A 16628-nucleotide genomic window follows, 5' to 3' on the forward strand; every position below is an offset into this window, starting at 1 on the left:
CGCGTCCAGACCCTCGGCGCGCTGCTGCCGGCCGTACCGCTGGTGGCCGGGCTGACCGGGCTGCTGCTGGCACCCTCCCCGCGCGGCCGGGCCGACCACGGGCAGCGGGCCCGACGGGTGGCGATCGGCCTCGGGGTGGCCGGGGCCGCCGGGACACTGCTGCTCGCGGTGGCCCTGCTGGTCGTCATCGACGGCCCGACCGAGCACGCCCGCACCTGGATCGAGCTGGGCGACCTGCGGGTGACCCTCGGCGTCCGGCTGGACGGCGCGGCGGCGCTGGTCGCGGTCGCGGTGGCCGCGGTCGCGCTCGCGGTGCAGGTCTACTCGGTGGCCTACCTGCGGCGGGGCCCGGACGACGACGTCGAGGTCGACCACCGCTACCCGCCCTACGCGGCGCAGATCAGCCTCTTCACCGGTGCCATGCTGCTGGTGGTGGTCTCCGGCGACCTGATCCCGCTGCTGGTCGGTTGGGAGGTGATGGGCGCCTGCTCCTACCTGCTCATCGCCCACGACCGGAGGCTGCCGCAGGCTCCGGCCGCCGCGATGAAGGCGTTCCTGGTCACCCGGTTCGGCGACGTGGGATTCCTGCTCGGCATCGCCCTGCTCGGGGTGAGCGCCGGCAGTTTCCGGATCGCCGACGTGCTCGCCCACGACCACGCCACCGGCACGCTCACCGCCGCCTGCCTGCTGCTGCTCGCCGGGGTGGCCGGCAAGAGCGCCCAGTTCCCGCTGCACACCTGGCTGCCGGACGCGATGGCCGGCCCCACGCCGATCTCCGCGCTGATCCACGCCGCCACCATGGTCGCCGCCGGGGTGTACGCGGTCACCCGCCTGTACCCGCTGTTCGAGGCGGCCCCGGTCGCGCTGGCGGTGCTCGGCGTCATGGGCGCGATCACGCTGCTGCTCGGCGCGTTCGCCGCCACCGCCCAGGACGACCTGAAGCGGGTACTCGCCTGGTCCACGGTCTCCCAGATCGGCTACATGACCGGCGCGCTGGCCGTCGGCTCCTCCTCGGCGGCCCTGTTCCACCTGCTCACTCACGCCGCCTTCAAGGCGCTGCTCTTCCTCGCCGCCGGTGCGGTGATCCACGCGGTCGGCACCACGCTGATGTCCGGCATGGGCGGGCTGCGCCGGCAGATGCCGGTCACCTTCTGGTGCACCCTGATCGGGCTCGGCGCGCTCGCCGGGGTGCCGCCGCTCTCCGGCTTCTTCAGCAAGGAGGGCGTGCTCGCGGCCGCCGAGGACGCCGCCCGGCACGGCGGCGGACCGGCCCCGGCCTGGGTCGGCTGGCTGGTCTGGCTGGCCGGGCTGGTCGGCGTCGCGGTCACCGCCTGGTACGCCACCCGGCTGCTGCTGCGCACGTTCCTCGGCACCAGCCGGGCCCCGCTGGCCCACCCGCACGACCCGCCGGCGGCGATGCGGTGGCCGATCCTGCTGCTCGCCGTGCCGGCCGCCCTGCTCGGCCTGGCCGGCTTCACCCCCGCCCTGACCGATCGGCTGGACCCAACCGACGGCGGCGGGGAGCTGGTCCATCTCGGCCCGGAACTGCTGTTGCCGTTGGCGTTGCTGCTGATCGGGGCGGGGCTCGCCGGGTGGCGGTGGCGGCGGGACCCCACCGCCGACCCGGCGACCGCGCTCGGCCCGCTGCGGCCGGTGTTCGCCGCCGCGTTCCGGCTCGACGACGTCCAGCACACCCTGGTGGTACGCCCGGTCGTCGGCCTGGCCCGGCTGGCGCGTACCGGCGACGAACGCGTGGTCGACGGGGCGGTCGAGGGCAGCGGACGGGCCGCCGCCGGGCTCGGCGGCGCGCTGGCCGCGCTGCACCGGGCGGCCCTGCCCCGGGCGGCGGTGGCGGTGCTGGCCGGCGTCCTGCTCATCGGTCTCGCCGCCGCCCTGGTCGGAGGTGTCGCATGACGACCCACCCGCTCTGTCCGCCCGGTCGGCTCGGGGGTGTCGCGTGACGGCCGGTCAGTTCCTGCTGGTGGCGGTGCTGGCGCTGCCCGCGCTCGGCGCGGCCCTAGCCGCCGCGCTGCCCGACCGGGCCGGGCGGTCGGCCGGCACGGCCGCCGCCGCGCTCACCCTGGTCGCGGCGGCGCTGCTCGCCACCGGCGACCGCACCTGGACGGCGTACACCCCCAGCACACCCGGAGTGCTCCCCTGGCACCGGCTCGACGTGGCCTGGGTGCCCGACCTGGACCTGCGGTTCCACCTCGGGGTGGACGGCATCTCGTATCCGCTGGTGGTGCTGACCGCCCTGCTCACCCTGCTCTGCTGCGGGTACTCCCTCTGGCGGGTGCCCGACGGCGGCCGGGGGAGCCTCCTGGTCGCCCTGCTGCTGGTGATCGAGGTCGGCATCCTCGGCACCTTCCTCGCCCTCGACCTGGTCCTCTTCTTCCTCTTCTTCGAGGTCGTCCTGCTGCCCATGTACGCGGTCATCGCCGGCTGGGGCGGCGCGGGCACGCCCCGTGGCCACGCGGCGGACCGGGGCGAGACGCGGGCGGCGGCCCGCAAGTTCGCCCTCTACACCCTCTTCGGCTCGGTGCTGCTGCTGGTCGGGGTGTACGTCGTGGTGTCGGCCGCCGGCACCGCCGACATCGTGGCGCTGACCGGCGGGTCGGAGCTGTCCCGGGGCACCCAGCTCGTCGCGTTCACCCTGCTCGGGCTGGCCTTCGCGGTGAAGAGTCCGCTCTGGCCGCTGCACTCCTGGCTGCCCGACGCGCACACGCGGGCACCCACCGTCGGCAGCGTGATCCTCGCCGGGGTGCTGCTCAAGATGGGCACGTACGGCCTGGTCCGGGTCGCCGTCGGGGTGGCCCCGGAGGGAGCCCGCTGGGCCGCGCCGGTGCTCGGCGTCCTCGCTGTCGCGGCGATCCTCGTCGGCTCGCTGGTCTGCCTCGCCCAGGACGAGCTGAAGCGGCTGATCGCGTACTCCAGCGTCGGGCACATGGGCTTCGTGCTGCTCGGTATCGCCACGCTCACCGCCACCGGCATCCAGGCGGCCCTGATCGGCAACGTCGCGCACGGCGTGATCACCGGCCTGCTCTTCTTCCTCGCCGGGGCGGTCAAGGACCGTACCCACACCGGCGAGCTGGCCGACCTGTCCGGGCTCCGGGAGACCGCACCCCGTCTCGCCGGGCTGCTCGCCTTCGCCGCGATCGCCTCGCTCGGCCTGCCCGGTCTCGCCGGCTTCTGGGGCGAGGCGTTCGCCGTGGTGGCCGCCATCGAAGCCGGCGGGGCGCTCTGGACCACGCTCGGCGTGCTCGCCGCGGTCGGCGGGGCGCTCACCGCCGCGTACCTGCTGCGGTTGCTGCGCCGGGTCACCCACGGGCGGCCCGGCCCGGCGGTGGCGGGCCTCTCCCCGGGCCTCGCCGGGGCGGAACTCGCCGCCTGGGCCCCGCTGGTGCTGCTCGCCCTCGCGATCGGACTGGCGCCGACGCTGGTGCTCGGGATCGCCGAGGCCCCGGTCGCGGCTCTGCTGGAGGTGGTGCACCCGTGAGTCCCGTGAGCGTGAGGAGTGCAGCGGAGCGGAGCCCCGCAGTCGCGAACGAAAGGCTGGCACCGTGACCAGCGTGGTGCAGTCCGTGGACCACGTGGCGCTGCTGCCCGGATACCTGGCCGCCGGGACGGCCGTCCTCGTGCTCCTGGTCGACCTGCTGCTGGCCCGGCCGCGTGCCACGGTGGCGACCGCCGCGGTCGGCGCGACGGCCACCGCGCTCGGCGCGGCGCTGGTCGGCGCGAACGGCGACCGGGGGACGTTCTGCGTCGCCGACGGCTGCTCCTGGGTCGCCGACAACCGGGCGGGACTGGTCGGGACGCTCTTCGCCCTGCTCACCCTCGGCGTGCTGGCGCTGTCCGGTCCGCTGCTGCGCGGCGGGCGGGTGCCGGTGGGGGAGTTCTGCTTCCTCCTCGCCTGCTCGATGACCGGTGGTGTCGTGCTCGGCGCGGCCGGCGACCTGATCACCCTGATCGTGGCGCTGGAGACGCTCACCCTGCCGATCTACGTGCTGGTCGGGCTGCGCCGCGGCAGCCTGGCCGGGGCCGAGGCGGCGGTGACCTTCTTCGTGGTCAGCGTGGTCGCCACCACGGTCACCCTGCTCGGCGCGGCACTGCTCTACGCGGTCACCGGCCGGTTGCACCTGCGTCCGCTCGGCGCGGCGCTGACCGACGGCGCGGACCTGCTCGACCTGCCGCTGACCACGGTCGCGGTGACGCTGGTGGTGCTCGGGTTGGCGTTCAAGGTGGCGGCGGTGCCGTTCCACGCCTGGGCGCCGGCCACCTACGACGGCGCGCCGGTGCCGGTGGCCGCGTACCTGTCGACCGCCTCGAAGCTCGGCGGGGTGGTCGCGCTGCTCGCCGTGCTCCAACACGCGCTGCCGGCGACCGTCACCGGCCCGGTGCTCGCCCTGCTGGCCGCGCTCACCATGACCGTCGGCAACCTGGTGGCGCTGCGGCAGCGGCGGATGGTCCGGCTGCTCGCCTGGTCCTCGGTGGCCCAGGCCGGCTACATCCTCGCCCCGCTGGGCGCGCTGGCACTGGCCGCCGGGCGCACCGCCGACGCCCGTACCGCCGCCTACGCCGCCGCCGTGGCGTACGCGGTCTTCTTCGTGGTGCTGGAACTGGCCGCGTTCGCCGGCGTGGTGGCGTTGCGGCCGGACGGCGCGGACGGCGGCACGATCGAGCAGTACCGGGGCGTGGCGCGGCGACACCGCTTCGCGGGAGCCGCGTTCGGGTTGGCCCTGGTCGGACTGGCCGGGTTACCGCCGGGGCTGGCCGGCTTGTTCGCCAAGGTGACCGTGGTCCGTTCGCTGGTGGCGGGCGGGTCCGGTTGGCTGGCTCTGGTGGTGGCGGTGAACGCGGTCGTCGGCCTGGCCTACTACCTGCGCGTCGCCGCGACCATGTACGCCTCCCCGGCCGGGCCGGTGCCCGCCCGTCGGCCGTCACGGAGTGTCATCACCGCGCTGGCGGCTGCCACCGCTGTGGCGGTCATGCTCGGTCTGGCGCCGCAGCTCCTGTTCGATCTGGTCTAGCCGGGGCGTCCTTCTCCGGGCGGTCGCGGCGCCTTCGCGTGCCGTTCTCAGGTTACTCACAGTCATGAGAGGGATGGTTGCGGGGTACCGGGTTGTTGTCACCGGTTGACGGATCCCGGCGGATCCGGGCACCGAAGGAGTGATCGTGCACCACAACCGTCTCAAGACCGCCGCGCTGCTCGGCCTGCTCACCTCGCTGATCCTCGCGGTCGGCTACTGGTTCGGCGGCAGCGGCGGACTCGTCATCGCCGTCGTGGCGTCCCTGGTCATGAACGGCGTCACCTACTTCTACTCCGACAAGCTGGCCCTGCGGTCGATGCGGGCCCAGCCGGTCAGCGAGGCACAGTTCCCGGAGCTGTACCGGATGGTCCGTGAGCTGGCGACCGAGGCGCGGCAGCCGATGCCCCGGCTCTACGTCAGCCCCACCGCCCAGCCGAACGCCTTCGCCACCGGCCGCAACCCGCGCAACGCGGCGGTCTGTGTCACCCAGGGCATCACCGAGATCCTCGACTACCGGGAGCTGCGGGGCGTCATCGGACACGAGCTGTCGCACGTCTACAACCGGGACATCCTGATCTCCAGCGTGGCCGCCGGCCTGGCCGGCATCATCACCATGCTGGCCAACATCGCCTGGTTCATCCCGCTCGGCGGCGGGGACGACGAGGACAGCCCGAACCCGGTCGTGCTGCTGCTGACCATCATCCTCGGCCCGATCGCGGCCACGGTGATCCAGTTGGCGGTCAGTCGGAGCCGGGAGTTCCAGGCGGACGCCTCGGGTGCTCAGCTCACCCGGGACCCGCTGGCCCTGGCCAGCGCGCTGCGCAAGATCCACATGGGTACCCAGCGCCGCCCGCTCCCGGCTCAGGGGCAGCTGACCAGCACCGCGCACCTCATGATCGACAACCCGTTCAAGGGCGGCGGCATCGCCAACCTCTTCTCCACCCACCCGAAGATGGAGGAGCGGGTCCGCCGGCTGGAGCAGATGGCCGCGAACAGCGGCCCGGTGCAGTTCCAGCGCTGACCGTACGCCGGGGAACCGCCCCGGCCGCCCCTGAACGCCACCCGTTCCGCCCGCGACCAGGTCCCGGTCGCGGGCGGAACCCTGTCACCCATCCGTCCCCGGTGAGCGGGGTAACCATTTCTCCCTGCTCCCGGAACGGGCTATGGTCGGACCGTCCGGCGTCAGGGTCGTAGAGCCGTCCGCCCATTACCACGCCGCCACACACCATCACCGCTCACCGCGGGCGCGAACGGCTGCGCCCGCAGCAGAGGAGACACCGTGGCCGCACTGGGTCGGTACCGGGACGTATGGCGGATCCCCGGAGCACCGGTATTGCTGGTCACCGGCATCATCGGCCGGCTCGGGATCGGGATGACCTCGCTGGTGCTGTTGCTGCTCGTCGAGGAGGTCACCGGGCGGTACTCGCTGGCCGCCGTGGCCGGAGCCACGTACGCCGTCGCGGGTGCCGCGTTCAGCCCGGTGGCCGGCCGGATCGCCGACCGGATCGGGCCCACCCCGGTCCTGCTCGCCACCGGGATCGCCCACCCGCTCGCCCTGGTCGGCCTGCTGCTGGCCAGCCGGTCCGGAGCCGAGGCGCTGCCCCTGATCTACGTCGCGGCGGGTGTGGCCGGTGCGACGTACCCGCCGCTCACCGCCGCGATCCGGGGCGCCTGGAACGACCTGACCACCGTCGCCAGCGGCCGGTACCACCTGCGCAACACCGCGCTGGCCGCGGAGACCACCCTCTTCGAGGTCGTCTTCGTCCTCGGCCCGCTGCTGGTGGCCGGATTCGTGCTGGTCGCCGACGCCCGGGCGGCCCTGGTCGGGGCGGCCGTTGTCACCCTGGTCGGCACCGCTGTGGTCGCCCTCGGCCGGGTGATGCGCAACTGGCAGCCGCACCCCCGGCACGCCCACGCCAAGGGGCTCGGCCCCCTGCGGGTGCCCGGCTTCCCCGCCCTGCTGCTCTGCGTCGCCGGGCTGGGCATCGCGTTCGGCGCGGCCGGCGTGACCGTCCCGGCGTACGCGAGCGCCTCGACCGACGGGGACGCGGAGAGCCTCGCCGGCGTGCTGCTCGCCGTCTGGGGGGTGGGCAGCGCGGTCGGCGGTTTCTGGTTCGGCACCCGTCGCCCGGCCCGGAACATGACCCGCCAGTTCGCCTGGCTGCTGGGCGGCGTGGGAGCAAGCTTCCTGGTCTTCGCGGCGATGCCCACCCCGCTGGCGCTCGGCGTGGCGCTGGTCGTCGGGGGAGCGACCATCGCCCCCGCGCTCACCCTGGAGAACACCATGGTCGGCCGGGTCACCCCGGCCGGCATGCTCAACGAGGCGTACACCTGGGTGGTGACCATGTCGGTCGGCGCGAGCGCCGCCGGCAGTGCGGTGGCCGGCCTGATCGTCGACCACGGGAGCGTTCCGTGGGCCTTCGTCTTCGCGGGCGCGGCGGTCGTCGTCGCGGCCGGGGTGGCGGGCCGCCCCGGCGGCTCCATCGCCCGCGCCGAGGCCCGAGCGGTACGCGTGGAGCACACCCTCGCCGCCGAGGCGGTCTGACCCGTCGAGGTGCCGGTCAGCCGCGCCGGACCAGGTGTCCGGGTGTTCCGGGGCGGCCGACCGGACCGGGCCGTGAGCCGGTATGACCGCAACGGACCCCGGGCACCTGCGCTGGTGCCCGGAGTCCGGTCGTGACGCCTCAGATGTGGATGTATGCCCTGCGGCGGATTCGGGCAGCACCGAGGAGGAGGCTGCCGGCGGCGAGCAGGCCGCCGCCCAGAGCGAGGGGGCCGGCGGAGTCGTGTCCGGTGAGGGGCAACTCGCCCTTGCCGTCGTCACCGCCCTTGCCGTCGTCATCGCCGTCACCGTGGTCGTCGTCGTCCTTGCCGGGGTCGTACTTGCCGTCCCGGATGCAGACGGTCACCGTGACCGGGTCGGACTCCACGAGGTGGCCGTCCCACCTGTCGTGGTCGTCGTGATCGCTGTGGCTGCCGTACCGGCCGGTCGCCTTCGCGGTGTTGACGATCTTGCCCTTCTCGACGTCGTGTTCGGTCACGACGTACGGGTCTCTGGCGTGGCAGTCGGTGCTGGTGCCCGGGGCCAGCGTCGTGCTGTTGCAGACGACCGGGCCGGCGGACGGATCGTCGACCGCGACGTCGGTGATCTTCACCGTGCCGGTGTTCGCCACCCGGTAGGTGTAGAAGATCCGGTCGTCCAGGGTCGCCAGGCCGTCGTTCTCGCACGTGTAGCGGCAGTCGGACTCGATCCGGGCCTTCGTGTCGATGGACAGGCTGGCCTGCACCTCTTCGGTGGTGACGACGGCCGTGGCCCGGTTGGAGTGCACCGGCCGACCGTGGAACGAGCCGGTGGCCTGCGCAGAGTTGACGATCTTGCCCTTTTCGACGTCCTGCCAGGTCACCGTGTACGTGCCGGTGCAGGTGGTGCTCTGCCCCGGCCGGAGCGAGGTGCGCCGGCAGGTGATGTGGCCGCGCGTGTCATCGCTGACGGCGATGTGGGTGATCGCGTCGTATCCGCCGTTGCTGTGGGGATGCGGGTCGTCCGTGCCGGTGGTCTCGTTGGTCACCGTGTGGCGGTAGACGACCTTCTTACCGACCTGTAGCCCACTGGCCGGCGTACCGGTCGTGGTCAGCCGCAGTTTCGGGTGGCCGTTCCACGGTGGCTTGGACGCGACGCAGGCGTGGGCCAGCACGAAGGCCTCGGCGGTTCCGGAGACCACGGCGCTGGCGCCGGTGAGCGTCCAGCCGGCCGGGGTCCGGATCCAGGCCCTGCTGGTGCCCGTGTGGCTGGTTATGGCGCTGTTCGGGTCGGTGGGGATGCTCCTGGTGACGGCACCGTCGGGGGTGCTGAACGTCGCGGTGACCGACTGGAACGTACCGCTGGTCCACCGGTTGCCCGGCGGGCTGAACACCCAGGCGTCCTCGTTCGGACGGGGCCCACCCCCCAGGCTGGGAGCACAATCCTGAGTGACCTGGGCCGCCGTCGTCGGCACGTCCCCCGGGTCGATGCCGATGGTCGAGGCGGCGAGGGCCGGCGAGCCCTCCACCAGCAGCAGAGTGCCGGACAGCAGCCCGAGGGCAGCCAGCCCGGCCCGGATACTGACCCGTCTCTGCGGCGTCGAGGTTCTACTCATGTCATCCCCCGTGTTGTGGACCGTTGACATCCGGGCAACGAGGGGGTGCAGCGAGTCGTCACGTCAGAAAATGAGGAATCCCCCACCTGATGGAACTTGCGGCGATTCCGCTACGAGGCGGTCTCGCTCTGCCCACCACCACGGTGAACTACGACCAGGGAGTCCGCAGGACCCCCTGGTCGTAGTCGGTGACGGACGGTGTGCCGGTGAACCCGGTCTACCGGTAGTTGGTGAACTGGAGGGCGACCCCGAAGTCCTCGGCCTTGAGCAGGGTGATGACCGCCTGGAGGTCGTCCTTCTTCTTGCCGGTGACCCGGAGCTGGTCGCCCTGGATCTGCGCCTGGACGCCCTTCGGCCCCTCGTCCCGGATCTTCTTGCTGATCGCTTTGGCCTTGTCCGAGTCGATTCCCTGGATCACCTTGCAGTCAATCTTGAAGACCTTGCCCGACGAACGCGGGTCCCCGGCGTCCAGCGACTTCATCGAGATGTTCCGCTTGATCAGCTTCTCCTTGAAGACGTCCAGCGCGGCGCGGACCCGCTCCTCGGTCTCCGCCTGGAGGCTGATCGCCTCCTCACCCGACCAGGAGATCTCCGCGCCGGTGCCCCGGAAGTCGAACCGCGTCGCGAGTTCCTTCTCCGCCTGGCGGAGGGCGTTGTCGACCTCCTGACGGTCGACCTTGCTGACGATGTCGAACGACGGGTTGGCTGCCATGCTCATGCTCCTGCTTGTCCGGCTGTCCTGCTTGACGGTTGCGGTCGTCCTCGACCAGCGGTACGGCCCCCTGACCGTACCCGGTTGCACGGACCCCGGGTGGAGCCGCTATCCTTGCTCCGCTACCGCGTTACGGCGCGGTGGGGTGCCCTGGCGGGTTGCCCGAGCGGCCAATGGGAGCGGACTGTAAATCCGTCGCGAAAGCTACAGAGGTTCGAATCCTCTACCCGCCACCAGGGAACGGTAAGGCCCTTGACCTGCGGAAACGCAGAGCAAGGGCCTTTGTCGTCGTGTGCTGGTATTGACCATGGCTCCCCGTCGGTGACCGGCCGATCGGGCACGCAACGGGCACGGAGGAGGATGCCTTGGCCTTCGGCTGGAACGAGCTGGATGCGCTTGGGTCACTAATGAGTGGGGCCTTCACAGGTCTAGCCTTCGGCGGCACGCTCTGGATCTTGCTGCGCGACGGCAAGCAGATCCGCGAGGCTAATCGGCGGCGAGACGAGGAGCGCCGTGATGATGAGCGCCGTCAAGCGCGCTTGGTGTTTGCCAGCCTTGATGAAGGTCCGTCGCCAGCCGAAGTTGAGCGCGTATGCCCCGACGAAGACACGCGGGACTACTCAGAGGTCTACGTCCGTGTCTTCAACCACAGCGTCGAACCCATCTGGGACGTGAAGGTTCCGGTCCCTGGTCGGGAACGCCGACCGCTGCTCTACGAGCGCGTTGATCCCCACAGTTCGGAACTGAACGGTTGGCTTGACGCCCCTGCTGACTGGCATCTGATGAACGTTGGTGCGGGCTGTCCTGGCACCCCGCACTGGATACCCCTCGAGGTGTCTTTCGTGGACAACTCTGGTCGACGTTGGCGCAGGTCCGGTCGAGCTGAACCCGTCAGGCTCACCGACAGCGAGGATCACCACCCGCTTTAGTCTGAGCCCGAGTAATTCCGGACCTTGTTGGGCATACACCGACCGATCACCTTCCCCGAGCCTCGCTCCGGACTGGCCGCCATGCTGCCCCCATCCCCCGGATAGGTGCCAAGGACTTCGGCGGCCGGTCGGGGTCAAGGGTGGCCGTAGGCCATCGGCGTGCCGACGCGTAGCGCCCTTGACGCCGGGCGGGTGGCGTAGAGGATCAGGTACCTGGGGGATGGGTCACGTCCTGGTCGTCGTCGCCGTTCGCCGCGGGCGGTGCCCACGAGAGGCCGGGGGCAAGCAGCTTCGCTGCGCGGCAGCCGATCGCCCCAACCTCGACGGGGAGCAACCCCGATGGCGATCGTCCCGCCTCAGCCCCTTACGCCTTTGGTGTTCCGTCAGCGTGGCCGGCCGGCCCGGCCGATGCTGGCCGGAGGGCGCCAGCAGGCCGGGGCCGGGCCGGCGCGGCCCGCTTGCGGGCCGCCTTGATTCTTAAGAGGCCAATTCGGCAACGCCAGACCCAACACCATTGTCCTCCGTCGACTGATGTGCGACAGTCGTCCGCCAGGTGACCTGCAACATGCCGAGCACGGATCGCGGCATGTGCGTGCGTTCGGGACCGCTCGCACTGGGCGTCGTCTAGGTCCGCTCTGATAGCTACGCGGTCTGCCGCTCCCTCGCGCGTTTGACCACTCCACCGCTGTGGACCGGTCGCACCTCCACACCGCCGCCCTGGCGAAGCACGGGGTTGGTGCCCGCGATGGCCAGCGCCGCGTCCAGGTCTGGTGCCTCGATGACGTAGAAGCCGGCGACGATCTCCCGAGAGTCGAGGAACGGCCCTTCGGTGGTCGAGTCCGCCCGCAGCGACATCGCCATGTCACGCGGTGTCAGCGCGTATGCCATGAGCATCGAGTCATCGGCCACCAGCTCGTCAGCGTGCTGGTCGCACGACTCGGTGTCGGCTGCGGTGGCCTCCGGTGCGTGGGCGGAGTCGTTGGCGTAGATCAGGACAGCGTACTGAGCCACGGCGGCTCTCCTCTCAAGGACGACTCGCTGCCGCCAGTCCTACCACTGACGACTGACGCAACACCGTGGCACCCTGCCGCAGAGAGCGTCTACGGCGCCCATGAACTCGCTCAGACCAACGACCGCACATCGGCAGACCGCGCGCTTGGCCGACCTGCCCCAGCACCCTGACGCCTTCCTGTTCCCCGGTCGTCAGCAGCGGACCGCCGATCGGCCGCAGAGCTGCAACGGCTGGAAGTACCGCTTCGACCGGGCGGTGGAGCGTGCCGGCTTGACCGACCTCATCCCGCACGATCTCGGGGCGACGCACGGTAGCTGGGTCGCGGACTCTCACGGCGTCCTCGTCGCCGCTCGTCGTCTCGGCCACTCGAACGCCAGCGTGACCACGCGGCACTACGCCCGTGCTGTCGACGGTCGGGATGCCGATGTGGCGCGGTTCCTCGATCGGGCACGGCAACGCGGCGGATCGTCTGATCGGGCACGCGGGGGAGTCGGGAGATGCTGACTCCTCGCCGGACCGGCGCTGACCTGGGCATCCTGTTGGCCGACATTGTGGATACGGGCAAATCTGTAAATCCGTCGTGAAAGCTACAGAGGTGCGAATCCTCTACCCGCCACCAGGTGCAAACGAGGCCCCTGACCAGCGAGAATGCCGGTCAGTGGCCTCGTTTGCAAGTCTCACTCCAGTCCCGCTCCAACCCGTTCGGTCTCGCTGGCGTGTCGCATACGTATCGTTGTCGGCCAGCCAGGCGAACCGCCCCCAGGAGTTCCGCCACGGCTGCGACGCGATGAACGACATCGGGACGCGCTGGGATGACCGAGGTTCCCCGATACCATCCGATCATGGTGGACTGGGTGCGCCTGCAACTGAACGTGGACGAATTCAACGACGGGGATTTCGGGCCATACCTGCATGGGGCGCGAGAGTCGGGTATCGAGTTCACCACGTTCGCCGAGGTCGGCGACTCGGCCGGCCACCGGCAGGCGTTGTACGACCTGAACAAGACCTGCTCGGCTGACATCCCGGAGCGCGGCGAGTTTTACACGTACGACGAGTACGTCTCGCGGCGCATCGACGTGCCGAGCTTCCGCGCGGACGGAGTTATGCTCGCGATCCGCGATGGCGTGTGGATCGGGATGTCTGCGACCTCATTGCATCCGGCCCAGGGGTACGCGTTCAGCGAGATGACGGGTGTGCTCGCGCCTTACCGCGGCCAAGGCCTGTCGCTGGCGCTGAAACTCCTCGCGATCCGGTTCGTCCGCTCTTCGGGCTACCGGCGGCTCGTGGCGTTCCACCACCCGCGCAATGTGTCCGCTATCGCAATGAACCGGCGCCTCGGTTTCGTCGAGGAGGTTAGCGGGAGGCTCGGCTGATCCGTCGTTCGATCGGACCAGGAGGCGGTGACGCCTCGCCAGCGACCTCGTGGGCGTGGGCAGACGGTGGGCGGTTGACCGGCTGGTGTCCGCCTGGCGGAAGCAACCGCAGTCGGTGGCGCTGACCGGGGCAAGGTCATAGCCGGCGTACGAGGGCTCGTGCAGTATTGGCGCGGTGACTGAGCCGCAGCCTCCTTCGTCAGCCCTTGTGTGGGCTGCTGAGGTCGCCGGTCCGGGCGCCTCCGCGTACACCGTTCGGCGACTCACCGGCGGCACCCACGCGGCCACGCACCTCCTTCGGACCGAGCGTCCGACGGGGGAGATGGTGCTCCGCCGGTTCCCGCCGGGCGACGACGCCGCTGCCCGGGAAGCCGGCGTGCTGGCAGCTCTCGACGGCCTGGACGGCTGGGCTCCGAGGCTCTTGGACGCCGACCCCGCCGGTCGTCGATTCGGTGAACCGGCCCTCCTGATCACCCGGCTGCCCGGCCGTGCCGACATCACGTCGGTCTCCGCTCAGGCTGCGGCCGAACAGTTGGGACGAGTCCTGGCCCGCATCCACGCCGTGCCGCTCACCCGCCTTACCGCGCTCCGCGACGGCATGGCAGCAGCATCCGCCTCGTCCCCTGCCGGCGTCGGTGCGGGGCCTGCCGCATCGATCCTGGCTGCCCATGGTCGTCGCCTTGCCGGTCAGAGACCCGTTCTGACGCACTACGACTTCTGGTCCGGCAATGTCCTGTGGGAGCAGAAGGTGATCACTGGCGTTGTCGACTGGTCGGGGGCCGCACGGGCGCCGCGTGGCCTCGACGTGAGCTGGTGCCGGCTTGATCTGCGTCTGCTGCACGGCCCGGACTCGGCGGAGATGTTCCTGAGGGCGTACGAGCAAGCAGCAGAAGCGGTGTCCGACCTGACGCTGTGGGACCTGTTCGCTGTCCAGAACTCGTACCGCAGCGTCGAGTCCTGGCTTCCCAACTACCACGATCTTGGCCGCACCGATCTGACCGCAGCCCATCTGCGCGAGCGTCACACCAGCTGGACGCAGGAGTGCCTCGCCCGCTACCGAACGCAATAGCGTCGAGCGGTGACGCCAGCTCGCCATGGGTTCCTCGTGGCGCATCGGCGTCGACCCGACCGAACACACCAGCCTGGTGACGGGCGGCCCGTTCGCGCTCGCCCGGAACCCCATCTTCACCGCCATGGCGGCCATCACCCTCGGACTGGCCCTGATGGTGCCCAACGCCGTAGCGCTCGCCGCCTGGCTGGTCCTGGCGCTGCAACTACAGGTCCGAGCCGTCGAGGAGCCGTACCTGATGAGCGTCCACGGTAAGGACTACGTACGGTATGCCGCCCGGGTCGGCCGCTTCCTGCCCGGCCTCGGCCGGATCAGGCCCCAGGACAGAGGCCCGAGCCGTACCGGATCGTCTTCCTCCGGAGAGGGATAGCGAACCGGGACCCGAAAATCGGTGGACGTCGTATCCAGGTTGGACAATGGTCGACGGTATGCGACAAGAGGACATCTGGGACGTCGAGGCCGCTCGCGGCTACGACACGCCCGGCACCGGCATGTTCGCCCCCGAGGTGCTCGGCCCGACCGTCGACCGCCTCGCCGAACTGGCCGACGGTGGCCGGGCGCTGGAGTTCGCCGTCGGCACCGGCCGGGTGGCCATCCCGCTCGCCGAGCGGGACGTGTCCGTCACCGGCATCGAGTTGTCCCGCCCGATGCTCGACCAACTGCGGACGAAGGCGGACGAGGCGACGATCCCCGTGGTCGTCGGCGACATGGCGACCACCGCCGCGCCGGGCGAGTTCTCACTGGTCTACCTGGTCTTCAACACGATCTCCAACCTGCTCACCCAGGCCGAGCAGGTCGCCTGCTTCCGCAACGCCGCCCGGCACCTGATTCCGGGCGGGCGGTTCGTGATCGAGTTGTGGGTGCCGGAGCTGCGCAAGCTTCCGCCGGGTCAGTCGGCCACGGTCTGGCTCTCCGAGTCCGACTACATCGGCCTGGACACGTACGACGTGCTCCACCAGCACGTCGTCTCGCACCACTTCCGGTTCGGGGCGGGGCGGGCGGCGACGCTGGGCCGCAGCCCGCACCGTTACATCTGGCCCGCCGAGCTGGACCTGATGGCGCAACTGGCCGGTTTCGAGTTGGAGAGCCGGCATGCGGACTGGGACGGTTCCGAGTTCACCGCCGAGTCACGTTCGCACGTCTCCGTCTACCGTCTTCCGGCGGCCGACTGACCGTACGCCGATGCCGCCTGTCGCCCTGCGGGCGAGGACGACGCCGAGGAGGACCAGGACGACGCCGGCCAGGATGGCCGGGGTGACGACCTCGTCCACGACGAGCCAGCCCAGGCCGACGGCGACCAGCGGCAGCAGGTACCCGACGACGGAGGCGGCCGTCGCGCCCTCGTCGGCGATGATCCGGTAGTTCAGCACGTAGGCCGCGCCGGTGCCGAGGACGCCGAGCACGAGCAGGCTCACCACCGCGTCCCACCGCCAGGTGGGCGGTTCCAGCCCGGCGAACGGCATCGCCAGGGCGAGCAGGACGGTGGCCGCGCCGAGCTGGCTCGCCGACAGCATGAGCGGACTGATCCCGCGACCGGCCAGGTGACGGCCCATGTAGACGTAACTGATGCCGTAGCTGGCGGCAGCGGCGAGACAGGCGAGCCCACCCCAGCTCGCGATCTCGTTCGCGGACTCCCACGGCGAGAAGATGACGACGACACCGAGGAACCCGAGCGCGAACCCGCCCGCCTTCGTCCAGCTCACCGAGCGATCCACCCCGACCAGGAACGCCAAGAGGAGGGTCCACAGCGGAGTGGTGGCATTCAGTACCCCGGCGACGTTCGACCCCACGGTCTCCTCCGCGACGCCGAACAGTACGTAGGGGATCGCGTTGGCGACCAGCGCGGCCACGAACAGGTGCCCCCACAGCCGCCAGCCGCGCGGAAACCTCAGGCCACGCCACAGGGTGAGCGGCGCGAGGACGACGAAGCCGAGCAGGAGTCGAGCGAAGACGATCTGCACCGGGTCGAAGCCGCGCAGGGCCAGCTTGATCCAGAGGAAGCTCGACCCCCACAGCAGCGCCAGCGCCACCATCCTGGCCAGTCCGGCCCGGCTGACGGTCCGATGGTCAGTGCTCGGCGGCATGCTCGATCCGGCCCTCCAAAAGGCGGACTGGCTCCCGATCGGTTGGGCGGGACACGGTGGGCGGACCGGGTCAGCCGGTGATGAAGTCGCCGGTTTTCAGTCCGTTCACGAAGGCGGTCCAGTTCCGTGGCGTGAAGAGCAGGGCCGGACCGGAACGATCCTTGCTGTCCCGCAGCCCGATCCCGTCGGGCAGACCCTTCCCGACCTCGACGCAGTTGCCGGAGCCGTTGCTGCGCGTACTCTTCCACCAGGTCACGCGGGCCGTGCCGGCCTCTTCCACCTGCGC

General features: G+C 71.1%; 16 protein-coding genes and 1 tRNA gene. 12 read left to right on the forward strand and 5 right to left on the reverse strand.

Annotated features, from left to right (window positions below; all coding sequences use genetic code 11):
- Positions 1–135 precede the first annotated feature (135 nt).
- From ACIBJE_RS14760 to ACIBJE_RS14780, 5 genes are all read left to right on the forward strand, one after another.
- Complete coding sequence (locus ACIBJE_RS14760; RefSeq protein ID WP_396748675.1) at positions 136–1914, forward strand: NADH-quinone oxidoreductase subunit L; 1779 nt, start codon at positions 136–138, stop codon at positions 1912–1914.
- Between the two features lie 43 nt (positions 1915–1957).
- Positions 1958–3496, forward strand: a complete 1539-nt coding sequence (locus tag ACIBJE_RS14765) for a NuoM family protein (protein WP_396748286.1) — start codon at positions 1958–1960, stop codon at positions 3494–3496.
- A gap of 64 nt (positions 3497–3560) precedes the next feature.
- Complete coding sequence (locus tag ACIBJE_RS14770; RefSeq protein ID WP_396748288.1) at positions 3561–5027, forward strand: NADH-quinone oxidoreductase subunit N; 1467 nt, start codon at positions 3561–3563, stop codon at positions 5025–5027.
- Between the two features lie 145 nt (positions 5028–5172).
- A complete protein-coding gene (htpX, locus tag ACIBJE_RS14775) occupies positions 5173–6048 on the forward strand; it encodes a zinc metalloprotease HtpX (protein ID WP_396748290.1) in 876 nt (291 codons plus the stop codon).
- 258 nt (positions 6049–6306) lie between these two features.
- Complete coding sequence (locus tag ACIBJE_RS14780; protein ID WP_396748292.1) at positions 6307–7572, forward strand: MFS transporter; 1266 nt, start codon at positions 6307–6309, stop codon at positions 7570–7572.
- 139 nt (positions 7573–7711) lie between these two features.
- Here ACIBJE_RS14780 and ACIBJE_RS14785 read toward each other — a convergent pair whose 3' ends face one another.
- Both ACIBJE_RS14785 and ACIBJE_RS14790 read right to left on the reverse strand, forming a co-directional pair.
- Positions 7712–9163, reverse strand: a complete 1452-nt coding sequence (locus ACIBJE_RS14785) for an LPXTG cell wall anchor domain-containing protein (protein ID WP_396748294.1) — start codon at positions 9161–9163, stop codon at positions 7712–7714.
- Positions 9164–9380: 217 nt separating this feature from the next.
- Positions 9381–9875 carry a YajQ family cyclic di-GMP-binding protein gene (locus tag ACIBJE_RS14790; RefSeq protein ID WP_396748296.1) on the reverse strand — a complete coding sequence of 165 codons (495 nt, stop codon included), beginning with the start codon at positions 9873–9875 and terminating at the stop codon, positions 9381–9383.
- Between the two features lie 152 nt (positions 9876–10027).
- Between ACIBJE_RS14790 and ACIBJE_RS14795 the strand changes: the two genes are divergently transcribed.
- Positions 10028–10111: transfer RNA gene (locus tag ACIBJE_RS14795), tRNA-Tyr, on the forward strand.
- 129 nt (positions 10112–10240) lie between these two features.
- Positions 10241–10804 carry a hypothetical protein gene (locus tag ACIBJE_RS14800; protein ID WP_396748298.1) on the forward strand — a complete coding sequence of 188 codons (564 nt, stop codon included), beginning with the start codon at positions 10241–10243 and terminating at the stop codon, positions 10802–10804.
- Between the two features lie 642 nt (positions 10805–11446).
- Here the strand turns inward: ACIBJE_RS14800 and ACIBJE_RS14805 are convergent.
- A complete protein-coding gene (locus ACIBJE_RS14805; protein WP_396748300.1) occupies positions 11447–11815 on the reverse strand; it encodes a YciI family protein in 369 nt (122 codons plus the stop codon).
- Positions 11816–11915: 100 nt separating this feature from the next.
- Between ACIBJE_RS14805 and ACIBJE_RS14810 the strand changes: the two genes are divergently transcribed.
- The 5 genes from ACIBJE_RS14810 to ACIBJE_RS14830 all read left to right on the forward strand — a co-directional run bounded on the left by ACIBJE_RS14810 (position 11916) and on the right by ACIBJE_RS14830 (position 15430).
- Positions 11916–12320 (forward strand): tyrosine-type recombinase/integrase, encoded by a 405-nt coding sequence (locus tag ACIBJE_RS14810; RefSeq protein ID WP_396748302.1) that lies wholly within the window; start codon positions 11916–11918, stop codon positions 12318–12320.
- Between the two features lie 338 nt (positions 12321–12658).
- Positions 12659–13189 (forward strand): GNAT family N-acetyltransferase, encoded by a 531-nt coding sequence (locus ACIBJE_RS14815; protein ID WP_396748304.1) that lies wholly within the window; start codon positions 12659–12661, stop codon positions 13187–13189.
- Between the two features lie 175 nt (positions 13190–13364).
- Positions 13365–14258, forward strand: coding sequence for a phosphotransferase family protein (locus ACIBJE_RS14820; protein WP_396748306.1), 894 nt, complete (start codon positions 13365–13367; stop codon positions 14256–14258).
- Positions 14259–14283: 25 nt separating this feature from the next.
- Entirely contained in the window at positions 14284–14628 is a 345-nt protein-coding gene (locus ACIBJE_RS14825; protein ID WP_396748308.1) for a methyltransferase family protein, read from the forward strand.
- Between the two features lie 58 nt (positions 14629–14686).
- Positions 14687–15430 (forward strand): class I SAM-dependent methyltransferase, encoded by a 744-nt coding sequence (locus ACIBJE_RS14830; protein ID WP_396748310.1) that lies wholly within the window; start codon positions 14687–14689, stop codon positions 15428–15430.
- Here ACIBJE_RS14830 and ACIBJE_RS14835 read toward each other — a convergent pair.
- Both ACIBJE_RS14835 and ACIBJE_RS14840 read right to left on the reverse strand, forming a co-directional pair.
- Positions 15386–16342, reverse strand: a complete 957-nt coding sequence (locus tag ACIBJE_RS14835; protein ID WP_396748312.1) for a DMT family transporter — start codon at positions 16340–16342, stop codon at positions 15386–15388. The genes ACIBJE_RS14830 and ACIBJE_RS14835 overlap by 45 nt on opposite strands.
- 70 nt (positions 16343–16412) lie before the next feature.
- The gene (locus tag ACIBJE_RS14840) at positions 16413–16622 is read right to left on the reverse strand and encodes a DUF397 domain-containing protein (RefSeq protein WP_396748314.1); all 210 of its coding nucleotides are present in this window, start codon (positions 16620–16622) and stop codon (positions 16413–16415) included.
- Positions 16623–16628 lie beyond the last annotated feature (6 nt).

The organism is Micromonospora sp. NPDC050187 (assembly GCF_044459745.1).
GTDB lineage: Bacteria > Actinomycetota > Actinomycetes > Mycobacteriales > Micromonosporaceae > Micromonospora.

Excerpts from the sequence above, each read along its gene's own strand:
- ACIBJE_RS14810 (WP_396748302.1), top strand. The coding sequence starts at position 11,916 with ATGAACTCGCTCAGACCAACGACCGCACATCGGCAGACCGCGCGCTTG.
- ACIBJE_RS14815 (WP_396748304.1), top strand. The coding sequence starts at position 12,659 with ATGGTGGACTGGGTGCGCCTGCAACTGAACGTGGACGAATTCAACGAC.
- ACIBJE_RS14830 (WP_396748310.1), top strand. The coding sequence starts at position 14,687 with ATGCGACAAGAGGACATCTGGGACGTCGAGGCCGCTCGCGGCTACGAC.
- ACIBJE_RS14825 (WP_396748308.1), top strand. The coding sequence starts at position 14,284 with ATGGGTTCCTCGTGGCGCATCGGCGTCGACCCGACCGAACACACCAGC.
- ACIBJE_RS14835 (WP_396748312.1), bottom strand. The coding sequence starts at position 16,342 with ATGCCGCCGAGCACTGACCATCGGACCGTCAGCCGGGCCGGACTGGCC.
- ACIBJE_RS14785 (WP_396748294.1), bottom strand. The coding sequence starts at position 9,163 with ATGAGTAGAACCTCGACGCCGCAGAGACGGGTCAGTATCCGGGCCGGG.
- ACIBJE_RS14790 (WP_396748296.1), bottom strand. The coding sequence starts at position 9,875 with ATGGCAGCCAACCCGTCGTTCGACATCGTCAGCAAGGTCGACCGTCAG.